The organism is Saccharibacillus alkalitolerans, from assembly GCF_011090185.1.
GTDB lineage: Bacteria > Bacillota > Bacilli > Paenibacillales > Paenibacillaceae > Saccharibacillus > Saccharibacillus alkalitolerans.
The window spans coordinates 283,426-302,735 of the sequence record NZ_JAAFGS010000004.1 but is presented as its reverse complement, the minus strand read 5'-3'; the positions used below and the strand labels follow the sequence as shown (position 1 = coordinate 302,735).

General features: G+C 58.6%; 16 protein-coding genes. 12 read left to right on the top strand and 4 right to left on the bottom strand.

What is annotated here, in order from left to right; all coding sequences use genetic code 11:
- Positions 1-25: 25 nt before the first annotated feature.
- Complete coding sequence (locus GYN08_RS13175; RefSeq protein ID WP_166274917.1) at positions 26-1,390, bottom strand: TrkH family potassium uptake protein; 1,365 nt, start codon at positions 1,388-1,390, stop codon at positions 26-28.
- A 295-nt stretch (positions 1,391-1,685) separates the two neighbouring features.
- On the opposite strand from GYN08_RS13175, the gene GYN08_RS13170 reads away from it, so the two are divergent.
- Positions 1,686-2,639 carry a 1,4-dihydroxy-2-naphthoate polyprenyltransferase gene (locus GYN08_RS13170; RefSeq protein ID WP_166274915.1) on the top strand — a complete coding sequence of 318 codons (954 nt, stop codon included), beginning with the start codon at positions 1,686-1,688 and terminating at the stop codon, positions 2,637-2,639.
- 149 nt (positions 2,640-2,788) lie between these two features.
- Here GYN08_RS13170 and GYN08_RS13165 read toward each other — a convergent pair whose 3' ends face one another.
- A complete protein-coding gene (locus GYN08_RS13165; protein WP_166274913.1) occupies positions 2,789-3,595 on the bottom strand; it encodes an alpha/beta fold hydrolase in 807 nt (268 codons plus the stop codon).
- Between the two features lie 540 nt (positions 3,596-4,135).
- Between GYN08_RS13165 and GYN08_RS13160 the strand changes: the two genes are divergently transcribed.
- The 11 genes from GYN08_RS13160 to GYN08_RS24070 all read left to right on the top strand — a co-directional run bounded on the left by GYN08_RS13160 (position 4,136) and on the right by GYN08_RS24070 (position 17,944).
- Positions 4,136-5,374, top strand: coding sequence for an ABC transporter substrate-binding protein (locus GYN08_RS13160; RefSeq protein ID WP_166274911.1), 1,239 nt, complete (start codon positions 4,136-4,138; stop codon positions 5,372-5,374).
- A 279-nt stretch (positions 5,375-5,653) separates the two neighbouring features.
- On the top strand, positions 5,654-6,520 hold the full coding sequence (locus tag GYN08_RS13155; RefSeq protein WP_166274909.1) for a carbohydrate ABC transporter permease: 867 nt from the start codon (positions 5,654-5,656) through the stop codon (positions 6,518-6,520).
- Positions 6,520-7,347, top strand: coding sequence for a carbohydrate ABC transporter permease (locus tag GYN08_RS13150; RefSeq protein ID WP_166275593.1), 828 nt, complete (start codon positions 6,520-6,522; stop codon positions 7,345-7,347). Before GYN08_RS13155 ends, GYN08_RS13150 begins: the two co-directional genes overlap by 1 nt.
- A gap of 238 nt (positions 7,348-7,585) precedes the next feature.
- Positions 7,586-8,749 (top strand): winged helix-turn-helix domain-containing protein, encoded by a 1,164-nt coding sequence (locus tag GYN08_RS23960; protein WP_166274908.1) that lies wholly within the window; start codon positions 7,586-7,588, stop codon positions 8,747-8,749.
- Between the two features lie 115 nt (positions 8,750-8,864).
- Positions 8,865-10,190: an MFS transporter gene (locus tag GYN08_RS13140; RefSeq protein ID WP_166274906.1), complete on the top strand. Its 1,326-nt coding sequence runs from the start codon at positions 8,865-8,867 to the stop codon at positions 10,188-10,190.
- Positions 10,191-10,441: 251 nt separating this feature from the next.
- Positions 10,442-11,287 carry a hypothetical protein gene (locus tag GYN08_RS13135; RefSeq protein ID WP_166274904.1) on the top strand — a complete coding sequence of 282 codons (846 nt, stop codon included), beginning with the start codon at positions 10,442-10,444 and terminating at the stop codon, positions 11,285-11,287.
- Between the two features lie 86 nt (positions 11,288-11,373).
- Positions 11,374-12,186 carry an ABC transporter ATP-binding protein gene (locus tag GYN08_RS13130; RefSeq protein WP_235946228.1) on the top strand — a complete coding sequence of 271 codons (813 nt, stop codon included), beginning with the start codon at positions 11,374-11,376 and terminating at the stop codon, positions 12,184-12,186.
- 4 nt (positions 12,187-12,190) lie between these two features.
- A complete protein-coding gene (locus GYN08_RS13125; protein WP_166274902.1) occupies positions 12,191-13,894 on the top strand; it encodes a hypothetical protein in 1,704 nt (567 codons plus the stop codon).
- Positions 13,895-14,045: 151 nt separating this feature from the next.
- Positions 14,046-15,491: an ATPase domain-containing protein gene (locus GYN08_RS13120; RefSeq protein WP_166274900.1), complete on the top strand. Its 1,446-nt coding sequence runs from the start codon at positions 14,046-14,048 to the stop codon at positions 15,489-15,491.
- A gap of 16 nt (positions 15,492-15,507) precedes the next feature.
- Complete coding sequence (locus GYN08_RS13115) at positions 15,508-15,753, top strand: hypothetical protein (protein ID WP_166274898.1); 246 nt, start codon at positions 15,508-15,510, stop codon at positions 15,751-15,753.
- Position 15,754: 1 nt separating this feature from the next.
- Positions 15,755-17,944: a LuxR C-terminal-related transcriptional regulator gene (locus tag GYN08_RS24070; RefSeq protein WP_328802944.1), complete on the top strand. Its 2,190-nt coding sequence runs from the start codon at positions 15,755-15,757 to the stop codon at positions 17,942-17,944.
- Positions 17,945-18,076: 132 nt separating this feature from the next.
- On the opposite strand, the gene GYN08_RS13105 is transcribed toward GYN08_RS24070, so the two are convergent.
- Together GYN08_RS13105 and GYN08_RS13100 are read right to left on the bottom strand one after the other, a co-directional pair.
- Positions 18,077-18,760 carry a CidB/LrgB family autolysis modulator gene (locus GYN08_RS13105; protein ID WP_166274896.1) on the bottom strand — a complete coding sequence of 228 codons (684 nt, stop codon included), beginning with the start codon at positions 18,758-18,760 and terminating at the stop codon, positions 18,077-18,079.
- Complete coding sequence (locus tag GYN08_RS13100; protein ID WP_166274895.1) at positions 18,757-19,128, bottom strand: CidA/LrgA family protein; 372 nt, start codon at positions 19,126-19,128, stop codon at positions 18,757-18,759. Before GYN08_RS13100 ends, GYN08_RS13105 begins: the two co-directional genes overlap by 4 nt.
- Positions 19,129-19,310 lie beyond the last annotated feature (182 nt).

Genomic DNA, 19,310 nt, shown 5'->3' with positions numbered 1-19,310 from the left:
GAAGCCGCCGCACCGGCGTTTTTCGTCAGCCGATCGTGATTTTGCCTTCCGGGTACCGGAAAGGTTCGCTATCCATTCTCGGCGTCAGCGTGAAGGCGAGCGTAACGGGGCCGAGACGGCCGATAAACATCAGCGCGATCACCATCAGCTTGCCGAACGGCGTCAGCTGAGCGGTCAAGCCCATGGACATTCCGGCCGTCGCGTAGGCGGAAGTCGTCTCGAACAAAATGCCGAGGAACGAATAATGTTCGGTAACGGACAGGATGACGGCGGCCACGACGATCATCAGAAACGAGAGCAGCGAGAACGTGATCGCTTTATACACGCGGTCCGGAGCGATCCGGTAGCGGAAAAAGACGATGTCCTGTTTGCCCCGGATCATGGCGAGTACCGCCCCGACCAAGATGGCGAACGTCGTCACCTTGATACCGCCGCCCGCCGAACCGGGAGCCGCGCCGATAAACATCAAAAGGACGATGAAAAACTGTGTCGCCTGGCGCATCGAAGCGACATCGAGCGTCAAAAGACCCGCCGAACGGGAAGAAATGGCCTGGAAGATCGAAGCAAACAGCTTGCCGGAGAAATCCAGCGGCTTCAAGGTCGCGGGGTTCGTGAATTCGAATATCAAAATGACCAGCGTGCCGACCCCGATGAGAATGCCGGTCATCGACAGGACGACTTTGCTGTGCAGCGACAGCCTGCGCGCCTTGTGAAACGAGAGCAGATCGGCAATCACGATAAAGCCGATGCCGCCCAGCAGGATCATCGGCATCGCAATCAGGTTGACGAGCGGGTCATCGACATAATGGATTAAGCTGCCGGCCCGTCCTTCGATGGCGCCGAACAGATCGAAGCCCGCATTGTTGAAGATGGAAATGCTGTGAAAGACGCCGAAATAGGCGGCCTGGCCCGGCGGCATCTCGAAAGAGAAGCGCAGCGAGAGCAGTACGGCTCCCACCGATTCGATGACCAGCGCGTACAGCAGCACTTTGCGAATCAGCCGGATAATGCCGGCGGTCGAATGTTGATTGAGCGTCTCCTGGAGGATCAGGCGCTCCCGGAACGTGATCCGGCGGCGGAAGGCCAGGGCGATGAGCGTGGCGACCGTCATGAAGCCGAGGCCGCCCACTTGAACAAGGGCAAGAACGACCACCTGTCCGAAGACGCTCAGATCGACGCCGGGATTCAGCACCGACAATCCGGTTACGCAGGTAGCGGAAGCGGCCGTGAACAGCGCATCCAGGTAGGGCATGGAGTGTCCCGCAGTCGATGCGATCGGCAGCGAAAGCAGGCCCGAACCGGCCAGGATCATAATGAGAAACCCGACAGCCAGCACTTGGGGAGGGTTGAGCCGGAGTATCGGGTTTCGGTTTCGTACAGGCTTAAACATAAAAGATTCCTCACGTTGATTGAGAGTAGGATAGGCGATCGATCGGAACCGAAGTTACGGGGCGCCTTCGTTTCCGGGACGGAAAGCGGCGCGCCCGGCAAACATCGCCTTCGGCGAAGCGGCGCGGGATAAATGAGATTTCCGATTCATTGTATTACCAGCGTCTGCCAAAGTAAAGAACCGGGTATGTCCTGCCGGTGACGCCGCGTACCTTTCGTGCTAAGATTTGAAGATTGGGAGAGCGGAATCCGGCACGCGGGCTTCGGCGGAAACCGCATCCGGGAAAGGAGATTTCATGCTTATTTTTCGCAGTTTTCTCGACCTGGTCGAAATTCGGACCAAAGCGGCCAGCATGCTGCCTTTTGCGCTTGGGACGGTCTATGCGCTGCTCAGGTTCGGCGAATTTCATCCGGCGCACTTTGCGCTGATGCTATTGTCGCTGCTGTCGTTCGACCTGGTCGTCACGGCAATGAACAACTACTACGATTACCGCAAAGCGGTGCGTACCCACGGTTACGGGTACGAAGAACATAACGCCATCGTCAGGCACGGGATCAAGGAATGGAAAGTCGTCCTGACGATTATTCTGCTGTTCGCGACCGCCGTGGCGGCCGGCATTCTTCTTGTCGTCCGGACGGGGCCGCTCGTGCTGCTGCTCGGCTTTCTGTCGTTCGGCGTCGGCATCCTGTATTCGTTCGGACCGATCCCGATTTCGAGAATGCCGCTCGGCGAACTGTTCTCGGGCTTGTTCATGGGATTCGTCATTACGTTCGTCTCCGCGTATATCCAGGTAGCGCCGGACCGGATCGCTTCTTTGGACTATGTCGGCGGTTGGTTCGATCTTCGCGTCAATGTGACGGAGACGCTGCTGGTGCTGCTGGTTTCGATTCCCGCAGTCGCCGGCATCGCCAATATCATGCTTGCCAACAATGTATGCGACATGAATGAGGACGTCGAGAACAGCCGCTATACGCTGCCTGTCTATATCGGCCGTTCCAACGCGCTCAAGCTGTTTGCGGCCATTTATTACGCCTCTTACCTCGACCTGTTCGTGCTGCTGTGGCTCGGGGTGCATCCGCTGCTGATCCTCCCCGTTCTCGCTACGCTTGTTCCGCTGCAAAGAAACATTCGGACGTTTACCGAGGATCCTTCGAAGCGCCGGACGTTCGTCTTGGCCGTCAAAAATTTCGCGCTGCTCACCGGTGCGCGGGTGGTTGTGATCGCCGCGGCGGCTTGGATTGTCTATTAACCGCTTCTTGGGCGCCTCGGACAAGAAGCTGGGCCGCGGAGAACGGTTGCGAACGGACGCGGCGCGCTGCACGACCCGCAAAGAAACCGCCCTTCCGAATTCGGAAGGGCGGTTATCGTCATGTCTGCGTGTTTCGCCGGTTCGCGCCGTCAGCGCAGGAAAGCGGCGAGCTCCTCGTTGAACTTTTCGGGTTCGTCCATCATCATGGCATGTCCGCTTTTCTCGAACGGCACGACATGCGATCCCGAAATGCCGGCATTCATGGCTTCGGCCAGGCCGAACGGACAGATTTTGTCCTTCTCGCCATGGAAAATCGCCGTCGGGACGGTGATTTGTGCCAGGTCGCCGCGAAGATCTTCGTCGCGCAGCATTTCGGCGGCACGCAGCGTGCCGACCCCGGAAGCCTGGAAGGCGACCATTTCGACCCAAGCGAACGACGAGACGCTCGGCGTTTTATGGGTGAGCTTTTTGCCGAACGACGTAATCATTTTCGGGCGATCTTCCATCGTAGGCCGGATGATCTGCTCGTTGACATCTTCGGCGATCATGGCGTCGGGCACGCCTTCGCGCACCGTAAAGCTCGGCGCGGCCGCGCCGAGCAGCAGCAGCTTCGAAATGCCGTGCCCCTGATGGCGTGCCGCATAGCGGACGGCTGTCGCGCCGCCCATGGAGAAGCCTACCAGTACGGCGTCCTGCAGGTCCAGCGCGTCGATTGCCGCGCGGACGTCGTCCGCATAACGATCGTACGTATAACCTTCCCACGGCGCGTCGGATTTGCCGAAGCCGCGGGCGTCGATGCCGATGCAGCGGTATCCCTGCGCGGGAAGGCGCATATATTGATATTCGAACATTCGGGAGTCCAGCGGCCATCCGTGCAGGAAGATGACCGGCCGCCCCTGTCCGACGTCTTCCACGTAAATGTTGATTCCCGGTTCCACTTCTACATATTTTCCCATGAATGAAAGCCTCCTAGGATGGTATTGTCTTACGATGCATGCTTCTTAACTGGGGGTGCCGAACCGAGCCGAGCCGCGCCGCCGGGCCGGGGGAAGGGACCGCGGCGAAGGTCTGCGGCCAAACGATTATTTATTACCCGAAATCGGGCGACGAATCGCTGCCTTGCGAAAAACTCGGCGCCGAACATATTTTGCCGCTTCGGGTTCCGCCCGGCCGGCAGCGGCCGAAACGCCTTTTCGAACCGGGATTTTTCGGGCATTCGCGCCCGCAGTCTTTCTCTATCGGAGCTTGCTTACGTGACGGCCGATTTTTTTTCGGAACGCTTCTCCCCGCTCTCCGCGCGGATTTGCGTCCCGTCTTGACCGAAACCGTTTTATCGACAAGATTCGCGCCCGACTCTTCAGGGGTATTGTTAAGCGAACGGACGGGGATCGGCTCTGAAAAATCAGTTGACCGGCCGCGCGGCCGGATGCCGCGCGCGAAAGCCGATGCTGCCGTCCGAAAAGCAAACAAAACGAGACTGCGGGGAGGCGCATCACATGGCAAAATGGAGCAGACTGCTGGGGGCCGCGTGCCTGCTGGGCGTGCTGCTGACGCTGACGGCCTGCGGAAGCGGCCAATCGGCTGACGGGAAAGTACATATCGAGTTTTTCCAGAACAAGCCGGAAGCTAAAGCTTCGTTCGACCGCCTGGTCGCCAAGTTCAACGAAGAGAATCCGAACATCGTCGTGACGCAGACCAATCCGCCGGATGCGGAGACGGTGCTGATGACGAGGGTCGTCAAGGAAGACGTGCCCGACGTCATCGGGATGGGCGCGACGGACACGTATTCCGTGCTGGGCAAGAGCGGCATATTCGCCGATCTGACCGGAGAGCCGGTGCTGGACGGAATTAATCCGCGCTACATGCAGATGCTGACGGACCTGACGGGGCAGGAAGCCATCAACGGCATTCCTTACGCGGCCAATGCCGACGGCATCATGTACAACCGGGACATCTTCGACAAGCTGAATCTCGAAGTGCCCAAGACATGGGATGAGCTGATGGATACCGCGAAGAAAATTCAGGACGCGGGCATTACGCCGTTCTATCTGACTTACAAAGACGACTGGACGTCCAACCTGCTGTTCAACGCGCTGGCGCCGAATATCGCGGGCATCGACTTCCTCCTGCAGCGCCGCGACGATCAGGTCTCCTTCCAGGACGACGTGATGCGCGAAGTGGCGGAAAAGACGCTGGCCGTCCTTCCTTACGGAACCAACGACAATTTCGGCCGCACTTACGCCGACGGCAACCGCGCTTTCGCCAACGGCGAAGCCGCCATGTACATTCAAGGCACATGGGCCATTCCGGAGATCCGCAAAGCGAACGCCGATATCAACCTCGGATTTTTCGCCACGCCGACCGGCGACGACGCGGAGTCCAACAATCTGGTATCCGGCGTCGATACGCTGCTGGCCGTCTCCGAGAGCACGCCGCACCGCGAGGAGGCGCTTAAGTTCATCGGATTCCTGCTGGAGGAGGAAAACATCTCCCAGTACATCGAGGAACAGACCGCGTTTTCCGCCGTCGAAGGCATCGACCAGGACGACCCGGCCCTGACCGAGCTTCAACCCTACTTCGAATCCGGCCGCCTGGTCGACTTCGCCGACCATTACATCCCCGCCGCCGTCCAGCTCAACTCGCTGGTGCAGGAATTTCTGCAGCGCGGCGACGTCGACGCTTTCCTGAAGCGTCTCGACAGCGAATGGGACAAAGTCGCGAATCGCAGATCTTAAAGCAGCCGCAGAATCAGTGTTTCCCATAGCCTTTTCGCTTTGACGAGGGGAAAGTCCGGGCGCAAGCCGCCGACACTCCCCTCCGCAGCGCAGCCGCCCCGATCGTCCCGACAGGCGATCCGGTCCGGCGAAGCGCATCGCAGTTCGGCGGCCTCGATACAAGGCCGCCTGCCTTTAACCTAAAAAACGCAACTCGGCACGCGAGCGCCTCTCCCGAACAGCGCCCCCGACGCTCCGGCTCCATGCCGGCGAGCGCGCCGAGTTCAGAAGGAGGACCACATGGCAAAAAGAAAAGCGGCCTTTTATTGGATGACCGTGCCGGCTTTGCTGCTGTTTTTCGTTTTCCATACGTTTCCGGCGCTGCAGGGAGTATTTTACTCCTTCACCAACTGGAACGGATTCGCCAAAACGTACGATCTTGTCGGCTTCAAAAACTATTATTATCTGTTCCAGGACGACAACGTCGGCAACGCGTACTGGTTCACGTTCAAGTTCGCGATCGTCGTCACGATCGTCATCAACGTGCTCAGCCTGCTGATCGCGATGGGACTGAACGCCAGCATCAAAGCCCGGAATTTTTTCCGCGGCGTGTACTTTCTGCCGAACATCCTGAGCGTTCTGATCGTCGGCTACATATTCAACTATCTGTTCTCCAACGTGTTTACCGTCTGGGGCCAGAACCTGGGCATCGAATCGCTGTCCACCAACCTGCTCGGCAGCCAGGGGCTGGCCTGGCTCGGCGTAGCCTTCGTCGCGATCTGGCAGGGCATTGCGCTGAATACGATCCTCTACCTGTCCGGCCTGCAGACCATTCCGACGCAGCTGTACGAAGCATCGGGTCTCGACGGCGCGAATAAATGGCAGGAATTTTGGAAGATCACGTTCCCGCTTATCGCTCCCTTTTTCACGATCAACATGGTGCTGGCGATGAAGAACGCGCTGATGGTCTTCGACCTGATCGTCGCGCTGACCAACGGCGGCCCGGGACGCGCCACGCAGTCGATCTCGCATCTGATCTATACGGGCGGTTTCGAAGGCGGAGAATTCGCGTACCAGTCGGCGAACTCGGTCATCTACTTCATCGTCATCGCGGTCATCTCGATCGTGCAGATCCGATACTTGCAGAGAAGGGAGACGGATATGTGATGAAAAACCGCACCCGCACCAATTGGCTTGCGATGGTTCTCATCGCGCTCGGCACGGTCTTTATTCTGTTCCCGCTGTATATGGCCGTGACCATCGCGCTGAAAAACCAGAACGACATGCTGAACTCCATCTTCGGCCTGCCGACGAATCTGCGGTTCGAGAACTTCGCGCGGGCGATCGAAATGACGAATTTCTTCCAGGCGCTGCGCAACAGTGCCATCGTCACGGTCTCGACCGTCGTGCTGACTATTTTGACGAACTCGCTGGTCGCTTACGCGATCGCGCGGAATATGAACAAGCACAAGTTTTTCAAAGGGCTGTACTTCTACTTCATCAGCGCCATGTTCATTCCGTTCCCGATCATCATGCTGCCGATCGTCAAGCTGACGGCGTCGCTGGGCATGACCAACCTGCTCGGCCTGATTATCCTGCATACGGTATACGGGCTGGCGTTCAATGTGTTCATTTACGTCGGTTATATCCGTTCTATCCCAATCGACCTGGAGGAAGCGGCGACGGTCGACGGAACGGGCACGTTCGGCACCTTTGTCCGGATCATTTTCCCGCTGATGGCTCCCATCAACGCCACGGTGGGCATCCTGATCTGCCTGTCCACATATAACGACTTCCTGCTGCCGCTCGTCATTATCAGCAAGCAGTCGCAGTATACGCTGCCGCTGGTGCAGTACGTCTTCCAGGGACAGTTCAACACGGAGTTCAATCTGGCCTTCGCTTCGTACCTCCTCGCGATGCTGCCGATGATTATCGTCTATCTGTTCGCGCAGAAATGGATCATCAACGGCGTCACGCAGGGCGCGGTGAAATAGGGAAGCTTCGATCGAAGCGCCGCGCCCGGGGAGCCGCCTGCTTCGGAGCCGGATCGCGGCGGAAAATCGGCATGTTCACGAAAAACGTTCGGACGCCCCTCGGCGTTCCGGACGTTTTTGGCGTACGGGGAAGGGCTTCGGCGGAACCGTGCTGCGCGGATACAGCGAGCTTCAGCGTGCAGGGAGTCCATGCGGTATAATAGCGAAATAAGCCTCGTGCCGGAGAGGAGAAATGAAGATGTCGGCAATCACATTCGACGACTCAAGGTTCGAAGCGGAATGCGGAGGCATCCGGCTTGAACTGCTCGCCAAAGAATACGCGCTGCTGCGATTCCTCTATACCCACGCCAATCTCGTATTCAGCCGCGAGCAGCTGCTCGACCGGGTATGGCCCGGAGAGTATCCGGTCGACCGGACGGTCGACGACCACGTCTACAGGCTGCGCAAAAAGCTCAAAGCCGCCCGCGGCCCGAAGATCGAAACGATCCGCGGCGTCGGCTACTGCCTGACGCTGCGGCCGGAGGCGGGCGGCGCCGCGCCTTCGCTGCGGGATCCGTCGGTACAGGAAGCGATGAACGGCGTGTTTGCCCGCTACCACCGGATCGGTCAAGGACGGGCCATGCTGTCGCTTGCGGAGCAGCGGCAGCAGCTCGGCTTCGAACTGAACGCTTTTTACCGGCTGTATATCCACTTTATCAAAGGGGACCTGGGCTGGTTTTTGGATAAGGAAGAAGCGCCGATGAGCGAGCGCATTTACTGGCTGCTGCTGTTCGACATGTTTGCGGATACGCCGCAGCCCAAAGCCTCGCTGTGCGAGCGGGCGCTCCGGTTGAACGCGCTGCATGCCGAAGGGCATCGGGAAATGGAAATCCTCAATATTGCGGACCTGTACGCGGCCGAAGGGCGGATCGAAGAAGCGGCGGCGACGATCGAACGCGGACGCCGCGCGGCGGCCGAGCAGGAGCTGGAAGGGTTTGTCGTACCGATCGAAATCAGCGCCCTGTACGTCAGTCTGCTGGCGGACGATCCTTCGGCGGCCGCGGAGCAGTCCGCGAAGGTCGCCGAACTGCTGAAAGCCGAGCCGTATCTGCGGGAGCTGGCCGGATACCGCATGCTTGAAGGCGCGAGAATGATACTGACGGGGCGAGAGGCCGAAGGATCGGCGCTGCTGGACGAAGGGCTGGAGACGTTCGAGCAGTCGGGATTCGTCCCGCATCGACTGCTGTCGCTGCTGCGGACCTGCGGCGTGCTGCGCCGGCGGATGCCGGGCAGCGAAGCCGAACGCCGCTGCTGCTGCAGGCTGGCGTCGGAATATGCGAACTTCGGACCGGCGGAGCATTGGCCGCGGCTCGAAAGCACTATCGAACAATACCTGAACGAGCTGGAGCGGACGAAAACGTAAGGTCCCGAACGAAAGAAGCGGGCCGCCCTGATAAACCTCTGACATTTCCCGTTTATCCTGAATCCGTGCAGGACGGAAGAGTCCCCCGTAAGGGGGCGGGAAAGGGAGAGTGGAAATGGAAGACAGAATTTTGAAAAAAGACGAGGGAAGGCGCGGAAGCGCGAAATCTTCGCTGCTGCGTCATCCGGTATTCGGCCGAACGTTTTCGGCTTACGGGATCTCCGTGTTCGGAGACTGGTTCGACGTCATCGCGATCCAGGTGCTGATCGGCTACCGCTGGCAGGCCAGCCCTCTGGAAATCGCGCTGGTGCCGGTATGCATGGCGCTGCCCGGCATTCTGCTCGGGTCCGCCGCGGGAGCGGCCGCGGACCGATTCGATCCGCTCAAGCTGATGAGAATATGCGATCTGCTGACGGCCCTGGCGACGGCGGCCATTCTGCTGGCGCCGAACATCCACTGGCTGCTTCCGCTTCTCGCGCTGCGCGCCGCGCTCGGCGTGTTTAACGTTCCGGCCCAGCAGACGCTGACCCGCCGGGTCGTTGCGGAAGAGCAGCTGCTGGACGCGTCTTCCTTGAACGGGCTGGTCAGCCAGCTGTCGCGGGTGGCGGGTCCGTTGGCGGGCGCGGGCGTCCTTGCGCTGCTGTCGCCGCAGATGTGCATTCTGGTCAATTCCGCGGCAAGGCTGCTGTCGTACGGCATTCTGAAGACGGTGCCGCGGGCTGCCCTTCCCGACCGGGCGGCGCAGCCCCGGCGCGCACACGACATCGCGGCCCGCCGGCAAGAGAATGCGACCGGAACCAAAGGACGCTTCAGCCAAGAGTTCCGCGAAGGCTGGTCGTTCGCGCGGCGCACGCCTATCCTGCTGAATCTGCTGCTGTTCGCTCTCTGCGGAATGCTGACGATTCAGATGATCGACTTTCAATTTATCAGCCTGTTCCGCGAGATCGCGCCGGACAGCGAAACGGCCATCGGCTGGCTGCTCGCGTCCTCCGGCGCATCGGCTGCGGCCGTAGCGGTTCTCAACATGCGGTTCGAGCCGCTCCGCCTCAGCGGCTACGCCTTCAAGCTGGGCGGAGGATATATCCTGATCGGACTTTCGATCCTGCTGCTCAGCCTGCTTCCGGCAGGCGCCTCGGGCGGCGCGATCGTCTTGATCGGGCTGCTGCTCGGAGCCGGCAACGGGTCATTTATGGTTACTTTCAATTACGCGCTGCAAAAAGAAACTCCGCCGGATATGACGGGGCGCATCTTCGGCATTCAAAATACGCTGCTGAGCGCCGTCATGATTGCCGCTCCTCCGCTGGGGGGCATGCTGGTCCAAATGTTCGGGCCCGGCGCGGTGTTTGGGGCTTCCGGCCTGGGCGTGCTGCTGCTCGGGACTGCCGGACTTGCGTTCGGTTCGATCATTTGGCCCCAAAAAAGCAATTTATCAAGCAAATGAGCGTTTTTTGGCCCCTTTCCGGAAGGAAAGGGGCTTTTGTCATGGAACTGTAATATAGGGTTACAACTTTTTCTCTGGAAAATTCGCCGGGATGACTTAAGCTAGAAGGTGGAGGGTTTTTCCTGCACAAACCGGGACTCTCTCCGACGAACCGTTTAGAATCGTCTCCTGTTCTTACAACCTATTCGGCGCTTCGAGACAAGCGCCTTGAATTCCATATATCCTTCGGGAACGAAATGAGGACCTCAATCATGAAAAAAACACGCCGCCTTGCCGTCTCCGTCCTGGTCTGCCTTTCTATCGCCGCCGCGGCTTTGACCGCTTCCGCCGCCGCCCCGATCAAAGTATATCGGGACGGAACCGAAGTCGTGACCGAAGCGGCGCCCCACTTCGTCGAAGGGCAGGTCATGATCCCGCTCAGCCTTGCCGGAGAGCTGTTCGACCACAAGATCAGCTACGACGACAAAACTCGCGTTCTTAATGTAAATGCCCGAAGCGGCCTGATCGCCAAATCGGAAGACGGCAAATTTTCCGTTACCGGCACCGAAGATCCGGGCGGCATGTGGGACGATCTGCACTTGAACAGCGGCGAGAACGGCGCTTATCTTCCGGGAAGAACGCTCGGTCCGGACAGCAATTACCCGCCGGAATTCGCTTCGGCGAATCTGACGGGCGGGTCCGAACCCGATCTGGTCGTTCTGCTTACGCAGGGATACGGAACGGGCGTTTATATCAATGAAGCCGTCGTCTATGATGCCGACCTTAGACAGGTGCCGCTGGAGGAAGCGCGGGTCGCCATGCTCAAGCAATTCCGATCTTCGGTTCTGCCTGACGGATCGGTGAAGGTGGAAGCGGGCGGCACAGAGACCGTCATCGCCGAAGAACGTCTTTTGACGGAGAAGAAGAACCGGGACGGCGCGCCGGGGATCTGGAACGTGCTCCGCTACGAAATGGAAGGCGGCAGGCTGACCGCAACCGCCGGCGTGCAGTTGGGCACATCCGAATTTATTGGAGACCTTAAGATCGAATATACGTATAAGAACGGTGTACTGCAGGCTGGGACGGCCGTATTTGCTCCCTACGACGAGTATCGCTGATTCGCGGCGTCCCTCCTGAACATAGCTTGCGGCCGCCGCCCGGCATCCGGGCTGCAGGTCCGGCGAACACGAGGAGACGAAGAAATATGGAAGCTTCACAAGCAAGAATGGCGGACACGGCCGGCGGACCGGTATTGTCGATCCGGGATTTGCGCATGAAGTACGACGACCGGTACGTGCTGAACGGAATCGATCTCGAAGCCCGCGAGGGACAGGTCATCGGGTACATAGGTCCCAACGGGGCGGGCAAGAGCACGACCATCAAGATCATGCTTGGGCTTGTTCGCGGTTATACGGGCGAAGTTCGCTTGTTCGGGCAGGATATCGCCGAAGCGGGGCCGGATTACAAGCGCCGCATCGGCTATGTGCCGGAGACGGCGGAAATGTACGACAATTTGACCGCGCGGGAATATTTGACCTTTACCGGCGAGCTGTACGGACTGGCGCCGGATCTGGCCGAGCGTAAGGCAAGACTGCTGATGGAAGGGTTCGGGCTCGGGCATGCGATCGACTCGCGCATCGCCTCGTATTCCAAAGGGATGAAGCAGAAGGTGCTGCTCTCCTCCTGCCTGCTGCACGATCCCGACCTGATCTTCCTGGACGAGCCGCTGAGCGGGCTCGACGCGAACAGCGTCATGGTCATCAAGGAGCTGCTCGATCTGCTGGCCGGGCAAGGCAAAACGATCTTTTATTCGTCGCATATCATGGACGTCGTGGAGAAGATCAGCAGCCGGATCGTGCTGCTGAGCGGCGGGCGGGTAGCGGCCGACGGCAGCTTCGAAGAGCTGCGAGCCAGAGGCGGCGAGAAGTCGCTCGAAGAGCTCTTCAACCAGCTGACCGACTTCCACGAGCATCAGGAGATCGCGCAGCGGCTGGCCGACGTCGTGAAGGAGCGCTGAGACGATGAACGATTATCGCGTTTTGCGCGCGCTGGACCGCGCGCGGTTTCTGTTCGAGCGGATGGGCGTGGATTATCCGCTCATGCGCCGGATTCTCGGTCTGAAGCTGACGCTCGACGGGCGCCGGACGACGGGAGCGGCGGCCCTGTTCGGCAGCAAGTCGAAATCGAGCTCATGGAGTTTGGGCAAAGGCAGCGGCTTGAAGCCGAAGGACCAGCCGGACGAAGGTTCGGGAATCGGACGGACGCTGTTTTTCTACGGACTGTACGGTGCGCTTTCGTCGATGTTCCTGCTGCTCGGCGGCCCTTATATGCTGCAGGCGGGAATCGTGCTGTCGGTGCTGCTGTTCGTCATGATGACGGCGATGCTGTCGGATTTCTCCTCCGTTATGCTCGATGTGCGCGACAAGCCCATCCTGCATACGAAGCCGGTGGACGGCCGGACGCTCGGCATGGCCAAAGCTCTTCATATTCTGATCTACTTTACGCAGTTTGCGCTGGCGCTGGGCATCGTCCCGGTCGCGGTCGGCGTGTTCCGTTACGGAGCGGGGTTCGGTCTGCTCCTCCTTCTCTCGCTTATGCTGGGCGGGCTGCTGGTCGCGGTGTTCACGGCTTTCGTCTACCTGCTCGTACTAAAGCTTTTTGACGGCGAAACGCTGAAGGACATGATCAACTACGTACAGATCGGCATGACGATCTTCATGCTCGTCGGCTATCAGATCGCGATTCGGGCACTGGATTTTTCCCGCTTCACGGGCGACTTCCGGGCAGGGTGGTGGGAGCTGGCCCTGCCTCCGCTGTGGTATTCGGCCGGATTCGAATGGCTGCTTAACGGCCGGGGAGAACCGATCTACCAGGTGCCGGCGCTGCTCGGCTTGGTCGTGCCGCTGCTCGGAGCTTTTGTCTTCTACAAGATGATGCCCGGTTTCGAGCGCAGCCTGGAGAAGCTGAGCGGGACCGTTTCCCGGCGCCGCGGTTCGCGGGTCAAGCGGTGGAACCGCATGTGGGCGAATCTGCTCTGCCGGAATGCCGAAGAACGTGCCTTCTACGTGTTTGCGGCTTCGATGCTGGCGGGCGAGCGGGAGTTCAAGCTCAAAGTGTATCCGTCGCTCGGATTCTCGCTTGTCGTGCCTTTTATCTTCCTGTTCAGCTTCGCGGCGGCGGGAAGCGGCGGATTGGCATCGATCGACTTCGCGGGAGGGGTCGCTTACCTGAACGTATACGCCTGCGCGATCATGATCCCCACGCTCGTGCTGATGATGAAATACTCCGGCAGCTTCAAGGGCGGCTGGATTTATACCAGCGCGCCGATCCGCAATATCGACGCCGTCTACCGGGCGACGCTCAAAGCGATGTTCGCCCGCCTTTTTCTGCCTCTGTTCCTGGTGGAGTCGATCGTCTTCGTGCTGCTGTTCGGCGTACGCATCGTGCCGGATTTGCTGGTGATGCTGGCCGTATCGGTCCTGCTGCTTCCGCTCACCCTTCGGATGCTCGAACGCGAACTGCCTTTTTCGCTGCCGTTTCCGTCGTCCTCGGACCAGAGCGGCGGAATCAAGACTATCGGCATCATGATGCTGCTTGGGGTGTTCGCGACCCTGCATTACGCGGCGGTCGCGTTTATGCCGGCTTTCGGCATCTGGGTGCTGCTGGCACTCGCGATCGGAGCCAACATTTGGGCGTGGAGCGGTACCCTTTTTAAAAGCGATTGAATCGCCTTTTACAGCACTATGGAAAAAATGGAAAAGCTATTTCAAACTTTAATGTAATCGGGTAAGATCAAGATAAGAGGAATTTCCTATTCCCCATCAAATAAAAAAGTACCGGCATCAATCATTTCGATCTAAGGGGGTCACGGAACTTATGCAAGAGACGGGGCTGGGTCAGGATATCGTACACACGGGGGTTCCGGGGCTGGATGAGCTGCTCGGCGGAGGCGTTCCGCGCGGAACGACGATCATTCTCGAGGGGAATCCGGGCACGGGGAAAACGACGCTGGGGATCCAATTTTTGCTCGAGGGTGCCAGGCAGTACGGCGAGTCGGGCATCTATATTACGTTCGAAGAACTCCCGGAACAAATTTACCGGGACATGTCCGGCTTCGGTTGGGACCTGCGGGAGCTGGAACGTCAGAACAAGCTGCGAATCATCTGTCTGGAGCCGGACGTGCTGCTCGATCAGATGATGCGTACCGACGGGCTGTTCGAGCAGCTGATCCGCGAGATCGACTGCAAGCGCGTCGTGATCGACAGCATCAGCTTGTTCCGAACGCTCGGCGGGCAGCAAACGGACGGACGGGAACAAATCTATTCGATCCGCAACATCATGCGCAAATTCAACCTCACCGCTTTTTTCTTGAGAGAGTACGGGGAGACGGAAGGACGGTCCACGCCTTTCGAAAACTACGTCTGCGACGGCATTATCCGCTTGTCGCTGCGCGAGCACTTGGAGAAGTTCCGTAAGCGCACGATCGAAATTCTCAAAATGCGCGGAACGTGCATCGTGGAAGGCGAGCATCATTATCGTTTCCTGAAAGACGGAATTTGTATTCTGCCCGCGCTGTCGATGGTGGAAGACAAAATTGTGAGCGACGGCGTCGCCCGCTTAAGCACCGGAATCGAATCGCTCGACGAGATTCTTCTTGGCGGGCTCCCCCAGGGAAGCGCATTCATGATGGACAGCAACAGCAAAGCCAATTATAAATATTTAATGACTTCGATTTATGCGGAAAGGATCAAGCAGGGGGACTGCGTGCTGTTCATGCTGTCCGGGCTCAGCTCGGTCGAGACGCTGGAGCAGTCCCTGCAGCTGTTCGGTGCTTCGCTGCGGGAAGCCGCACTCGAAGAAAGGGTCTTTTTCATCGATCACTATCACCGTAAAGTCGATCCCGTATACGAAAATCTGGTCGTTCACGTCGATCGGCTTTCGAATGAAGAGTACCAAAAGAAAGTGTACGAGGCGATCAATCCGCACTTCCGCGAAACGATAGTTCAGGGGAAGCGCTGGTTCATCCACTATGACCTCAATACGATCATTTCCGAGCGCGGACGGGAATTCGTCAAGCGCAATTTCGCCGACGAAATGGCCCGCTGCAGAGCCGCCGGCATCACGGTGCTCTGCCAGAGCAATTTCACGGAAATCGGGCTGGAGACTTCGTCCTTCCTCGAGCGGGCTTCCAACGGAGTCATCCGCACTTGGGTAGACGGAAGTTATCAGTATCTCCAGATTACGAAATCCCCGGGCGGCCGCATGTCGGCTCCCCATATCGTCGATAATATCAGGGAAAGACCGTATGTTAGGCTGATATAGGGGGCACACGAGAAAGATGACGATTTCGGATCAGGAGTTGTTGAAGCTGCAGATGGAGTGCACCATGTTTTTCGAGAATAACCCTTACGCCTACGAAACGGCGAGAGGACTCGCCAAAAAGCTCGGCCGGGCTGTAGAACCGCTTCAAATCGCATTGAATCGCTTGGCCGCAATCTCCATCCTGGATAAAAGAGGTGAAGGGAACATGGCTATTTATTCGTACAAAACCCCTTATACTCAAAGCGAAGTGGAGATCCATTAATATGATCGAAAAAAGTTGGGCAATGGACGTCAGGAAAACCGTCGAAGAAATTCAACACACTTATGCGGAATTTACGCGGCTCTCCATCTTGATCGTGGACGGCCAGGGGCGGCCTCTCGTCAAGCCGTCTTCCTACCATCCGTTTTTCAAAAAGCTGGTCGACGCGGACGAGGAGACGCGCGAACGATTCTGGCAGGAAGTCCGCCATTACGCGGGACTCACCCGCCCGGCCCTGTGCGACCTTTGGCTGCCGGGCGTCAAATTCATAATCGCGCCGTTCAAGTCGCCCGCCGGAGACGTCGTGTATTACGTGCTGGCGGGGGTACTGATCCAATCGGGGACCAAGGAGATGCTGGAGGAAGAAGTCGCCGGATCCGGGCTGTACGACGAAAGCCGCAAGCTGCTGCTGGATCTCGTGTTGGAAGCGGAGGAGCTGTCCGGCGAGGAAGCCGAGACCTGGCGCGAGAAGATCGGCAAGCTGGCCGAGACCGCCGAACGCATTCTGCGTTCCGCGCATCGCGAGGCCTACGTCCGCGACCGGCTGTCGGAGCTGCGAGGCGTGCTGTCCACGGCGCGCAGGGAGCGGGATTCGATCGACCGGACATTCGAGCAGTTCATGGACGTCAGCGGCGGGTCCGACGTGATGGGATACGCCGAACGGGTCGGCCCGGGCGAGTATCGGGTCAGCCGCGTTGTCGGCGAAGGAGGAAGCGGGCTTCAAGATGCCGAGTTCCGCGAGGGCGAAGGCTTTTTGGGGCAGGCGGCGCTGAGCGACAATCCGATGCAGTGGACGGATATCCAGCGGGATCCGAGATCCTTTTTCCTGAAGCAGAACGGGATCGGGGAGTTTTACGGGCTGCGCTGCTTTCCGGTCCGCGTAGGCGGCGAGCAGTTGGGCATTCTGTTTATCGTCTCCCGCAAAAAAGTGCAGACCGATGCGCTGCTGAGGGAGTTCGAAGACGTGTTGATCGCGTTGGTCGGCGAATATATTGCCAGCGGCACGATCGAGGCGCGGATGGAGCGGCAGATTCAGCGTCTTCGACCGCTCATGGAAGTGACCCGGTTCATGATTTCGGCCCAGAATACGCAGCGGATCATGTTCATGCTGGTCGATATGAGCTTAAGCCTCGTATGGAACCCTTCGTCGGCGATCATCGTGCACGAGAGTTCGAGCGGGGAAAAAGTTCAGATCGTATCGCGGGGCATTGCCAACGATTTTGCCGAACAATACGCGCGCGACGTGGCCAAACGGATTCTTCGGGAGAGCACGGGGGCGAATTCGGCCGGATTCGAGCTGTCGCAGACCGAAGAGGGCCAATTGATGATCGAGTATCCGATCGTCTACGCAGGCAAAACCCGCGGCGTTCTGGCCGTTTCGCTGAGCAGCGAGCAGGAAGCGGAGGAATGCCGGGAAGTGCTGCTCGCTCTTGCGACGATGGGCAGCATCATTTTGCAATCGGTATACGATCAGCAGCAGATGAATCTGCAAAACGAGCGGTTCCTGAAGCTGATGTACACGTCGGCCAAAGCCGGTCAAGACGATCAGGGCAAAAACACGGATTTGGCGCTGCGCCTGCTGGACGAATACGCTCGCTACGGCGGAATCGCGGCGGAGGAAGCTCCTTTCCTGCAGCGGACGGCCATGCTGTCTGTGCTGGACGATGCGTCGCGAAGCGAACTGAATGAAGCTTTCGCCGGAGAGTTGGCCGTCTTGAAGGAATATCAGGAAATGCTGGATTCGGAAGGACAAACAGGAACTTTTTCCTATTCCCGTCCCGCTCAGGTGCTCCGGACCGTGCTGTATTTTGCGGCGCTCGACGAAGAGACCGCAGGCCGGCTGCATCTGACCGGCGTATCGCCGGAGCTGTTCAACCACTTCCGCAAATTTATGGCGGTCCGCCATACGGTGCAGAGCGAAGTGGTGCTGTCCGACGGAGCTGCCGCTTCCTTCAACCCCGCCGAGGCCGAAGAACGGGGCATCGAAGCGATCGTTCGGGAATTCGGCCTGTCGAAGCGCGAGAAGGAAGTATTGGAATTGGTCGTGCGGGCTTCGAGCAACAAAGATATCGCCGCCAAGCTGTTCATCAGCGAACACACGGTAAAGAACCATTTGACGAACATCTTCAACAAAATGAGCGTGAGCGACCGGGCGCAGGCGATTGCGAGAGTGTTCAATCGGGGAATCGGATAGCGGGGCTGTCTTCGCGGGCATCCGCCGTACGCGCAGGCGCTATCCGGTTAATGCGGGAATGTTTCTTGACGCACGGCGAAAAGCCCCCTCTCTCCATGGCGGAGAGAGGGGGCTTTCGCTTTTTTAATGCATTTATCCCAGCATGCCGAGCAGCACGGGAGCGGCTACCAGCGTGAACAGCGCCGCCAGAATCATGGAGATGCTGGAGATCGTGCCGGTGAGCGGATTCAGCTCGAACGCTTTCGAGGTCCCCGTGCCGTGGGCGCTGGTGCCGAACAGGACGCCCCGGGCGATATCGCCTTCGATACGGAGCAGCTTGACGACGGAAGGGCCCATCATGGCTCCGAGCAGTCCGGTCATGATGACGAATACGGCCGTGATGGTCGGTACGCCGCCGATCATCTGCGATACGTTCATGGCGATCGGCGTCGTGACCGAACGGGGCACGAGGCTGCTGGCGAGCTCGCCGTTCAAATGCATGACTCGCGCCAGCAAAGCTGACGACAGCATCGCCATCAGCGAGCCGAACAGGACGCTGGCCACGATTTCGCCGGCGTGCTTTTTGAGCGTCTGCAGGTTTTTGTGCAGAGGAACGGCAAAAGCTACGGTAGCCGGCTGCAGCAGCTTGGACAGCCAAACGCCGCCTTCGTTGTAATGATCGTAAGAGGCGTGCGTAAGCAGCAGAAGCGCAACCAGAATCGCCGGCGTTACCAGCAGCGGAGACAGATAGACCCGGGGATATTTGCGATAAAGCCACTTGGCGGCATAGTAAATGACGAGAGTGGCGGTCAAATACGTGACGGCTTGATTGATCATGAAGGTTGACGCTCCTTTCTTCGGGATAGGGCTCCGGCCAGCAGCCCCGAGCTTGTCATGACGATCAGGGTGCTGAGCATGACGACGGCGAGGATACGGATGCCGTCCTGCTCGAGCAGCGGAATATAATTCATCACGCCGACGGCGGCGGGAATGAAGAACAGCAGAAGTTCGGCCAGCAGCCAGGTGGCGCCGAGTTCGATCCATTCCAGCTTGACGATACGCAGCTGAAGCAGCAGGAAGAGAACGAAGATGCCGAGGATGCTGCCGGGCAGCGGAAGATGCGTCCAGGCCGCCAGCCGGTTCATCAGCTCGGAAAAGCCCATCAGAAGCGCGACCTGGATCGCGGCGAGCAGCACTTTTTTCATAAGAAGGTCGGTCCTTTCCGATTATTGAATTGAAAAACGCTGCAGCAGCGTTCTGTAATTTCTTCTCTGTAATGAAAATTTTACATCTATTCCTTTCATGAGTAAAATGAATAAAAAGAATATGAATCATTACTTTTAGCTATGCATGAAGATGAGGACAGTTAAAAAGAAAGGCGGCTTAT

What these genes read in the sequence shown, in the direction of transcription:
- GYN08_RS13115 (WP_166274898.1), top strand. Translation starts at nt 15,508, where the DNA reads ATGACGATTTCGGATCAGGAGTTGTTGAAGCTGCAGATGGAGTGCACC.
- GYN08_RS13160 (WP_166274911.1), top strand. Translation starts at nt 4,136, where the DNA reads ATGGCAAAATGGAGCAGACTGCTGGGGGCCGCGTGCCTGCTGGGCGTG.
- GYN08_RS13135 (WP_166274904.1), top strand. Translation starts at nt 10,442, where the DNA reads ATGAAAAAAACACGCCGCCTTGCCGTCTCCGTCCTGGTCTGCCTTTCT.
- GYN08_RS13165 (WP_166274913.1), bottom strand. Translation starts at nt 3,595, where the DNA reads ATGGGAAAATATGTAGAAGTGGAACCGGGAATCAACATTTACGTGGAA.
- GYN08_RS13155 (WP_166274909.1), top strand. Translation starts at nt 5,654, where the DNA reads ATGGCAAAAAGAAAAGCGGCCTTTTATTGGATGACCGTGCCGGCTTTG.
- GYN08_RS13105 (WP_166274896.1), bottom strand. Translation starts at nt 18,760, where the DNA reads ATGATCAATCAAGCCGTCACGTATTTGACCGCCACTCTCGTCATTTAC.
- GYN08_RS23960 (WP_166274908.1), top strand. Translation starts at nt 7,586, where the DNA reads ATGTCGGCAATCACATTCGACGACTCAAGGTTCGAAGCGGAATGCGGA.
- GYN08_RS13125 (WP_166274902.1), top strand. Translation starts at nt 12,191, where the DNA reads ATGAACGATTATCGCGTTTTGCGCGCGCTGGACCGCGCGCGGTTTCTG.
- GYN08_RS13170 (WP_166274915.1), top strand. Translation starts at nt 1,686, where the DNA reads ATGCTTATTTTTCGCAGTTTTCTCGACCTGGTCGAAATTCGGACCAAA.
- GYN08_RS24070 (WP_328802944.1), top strand. Translation starts at nt 15,755, where the DNA reads ATGATCGAAAAAAGTTGGGCAATGGACGTCAGGAAAACCGTCGAAGAA.
- GYN08_RS13120 (WP_166274900.1), top strand. Translation starts at nt 14,046, where the DNA reads ATGCAAGAGACGGGGCTGGGTCAGGATATCGTACACACGGGGGTTCCG.
- GYN08_RS13150 (WP_166275593.1), top strand. Translation starts at nt 6,520, where the DNA reads ATGAAAAACCGCACCCGCACCAATTGGCTTGCGATGGTTCTCATCGCG.
- GYN08_RS13100 (WP_166274895.1), bottom strand. Translation starts at nt 19,128, where the DNA reads ATGAAAAAAGTGCTGCTCGCCGCGATCCAGGTCGCGCTTCTGATGGGC.
- GYN08_RS13130 (WP_235946228.1), top strand. Translation starts at nt 11,374, where the DNA reads ATGGAAGCTTCACAAGCAAGAATGGCGGACACGGCCGGCGGACCGGTA.
- GYN08_RS13175 (WP_166274917.1), bottom strand. Translation starts at nt 1,390, where the DNA reads ATGTTTAAGCCTGTACGAAACCGAAACCCGATACTCCGGCTCAACCCT.
- GYN08_RS13140 (WP_166274906.1), top strand. Translation starts at nt 8,865, where the DNA reads ATGGAAGACAGAATTTTGAAAAAAGACGAGGGAAGGCGCGGAAGCGCG.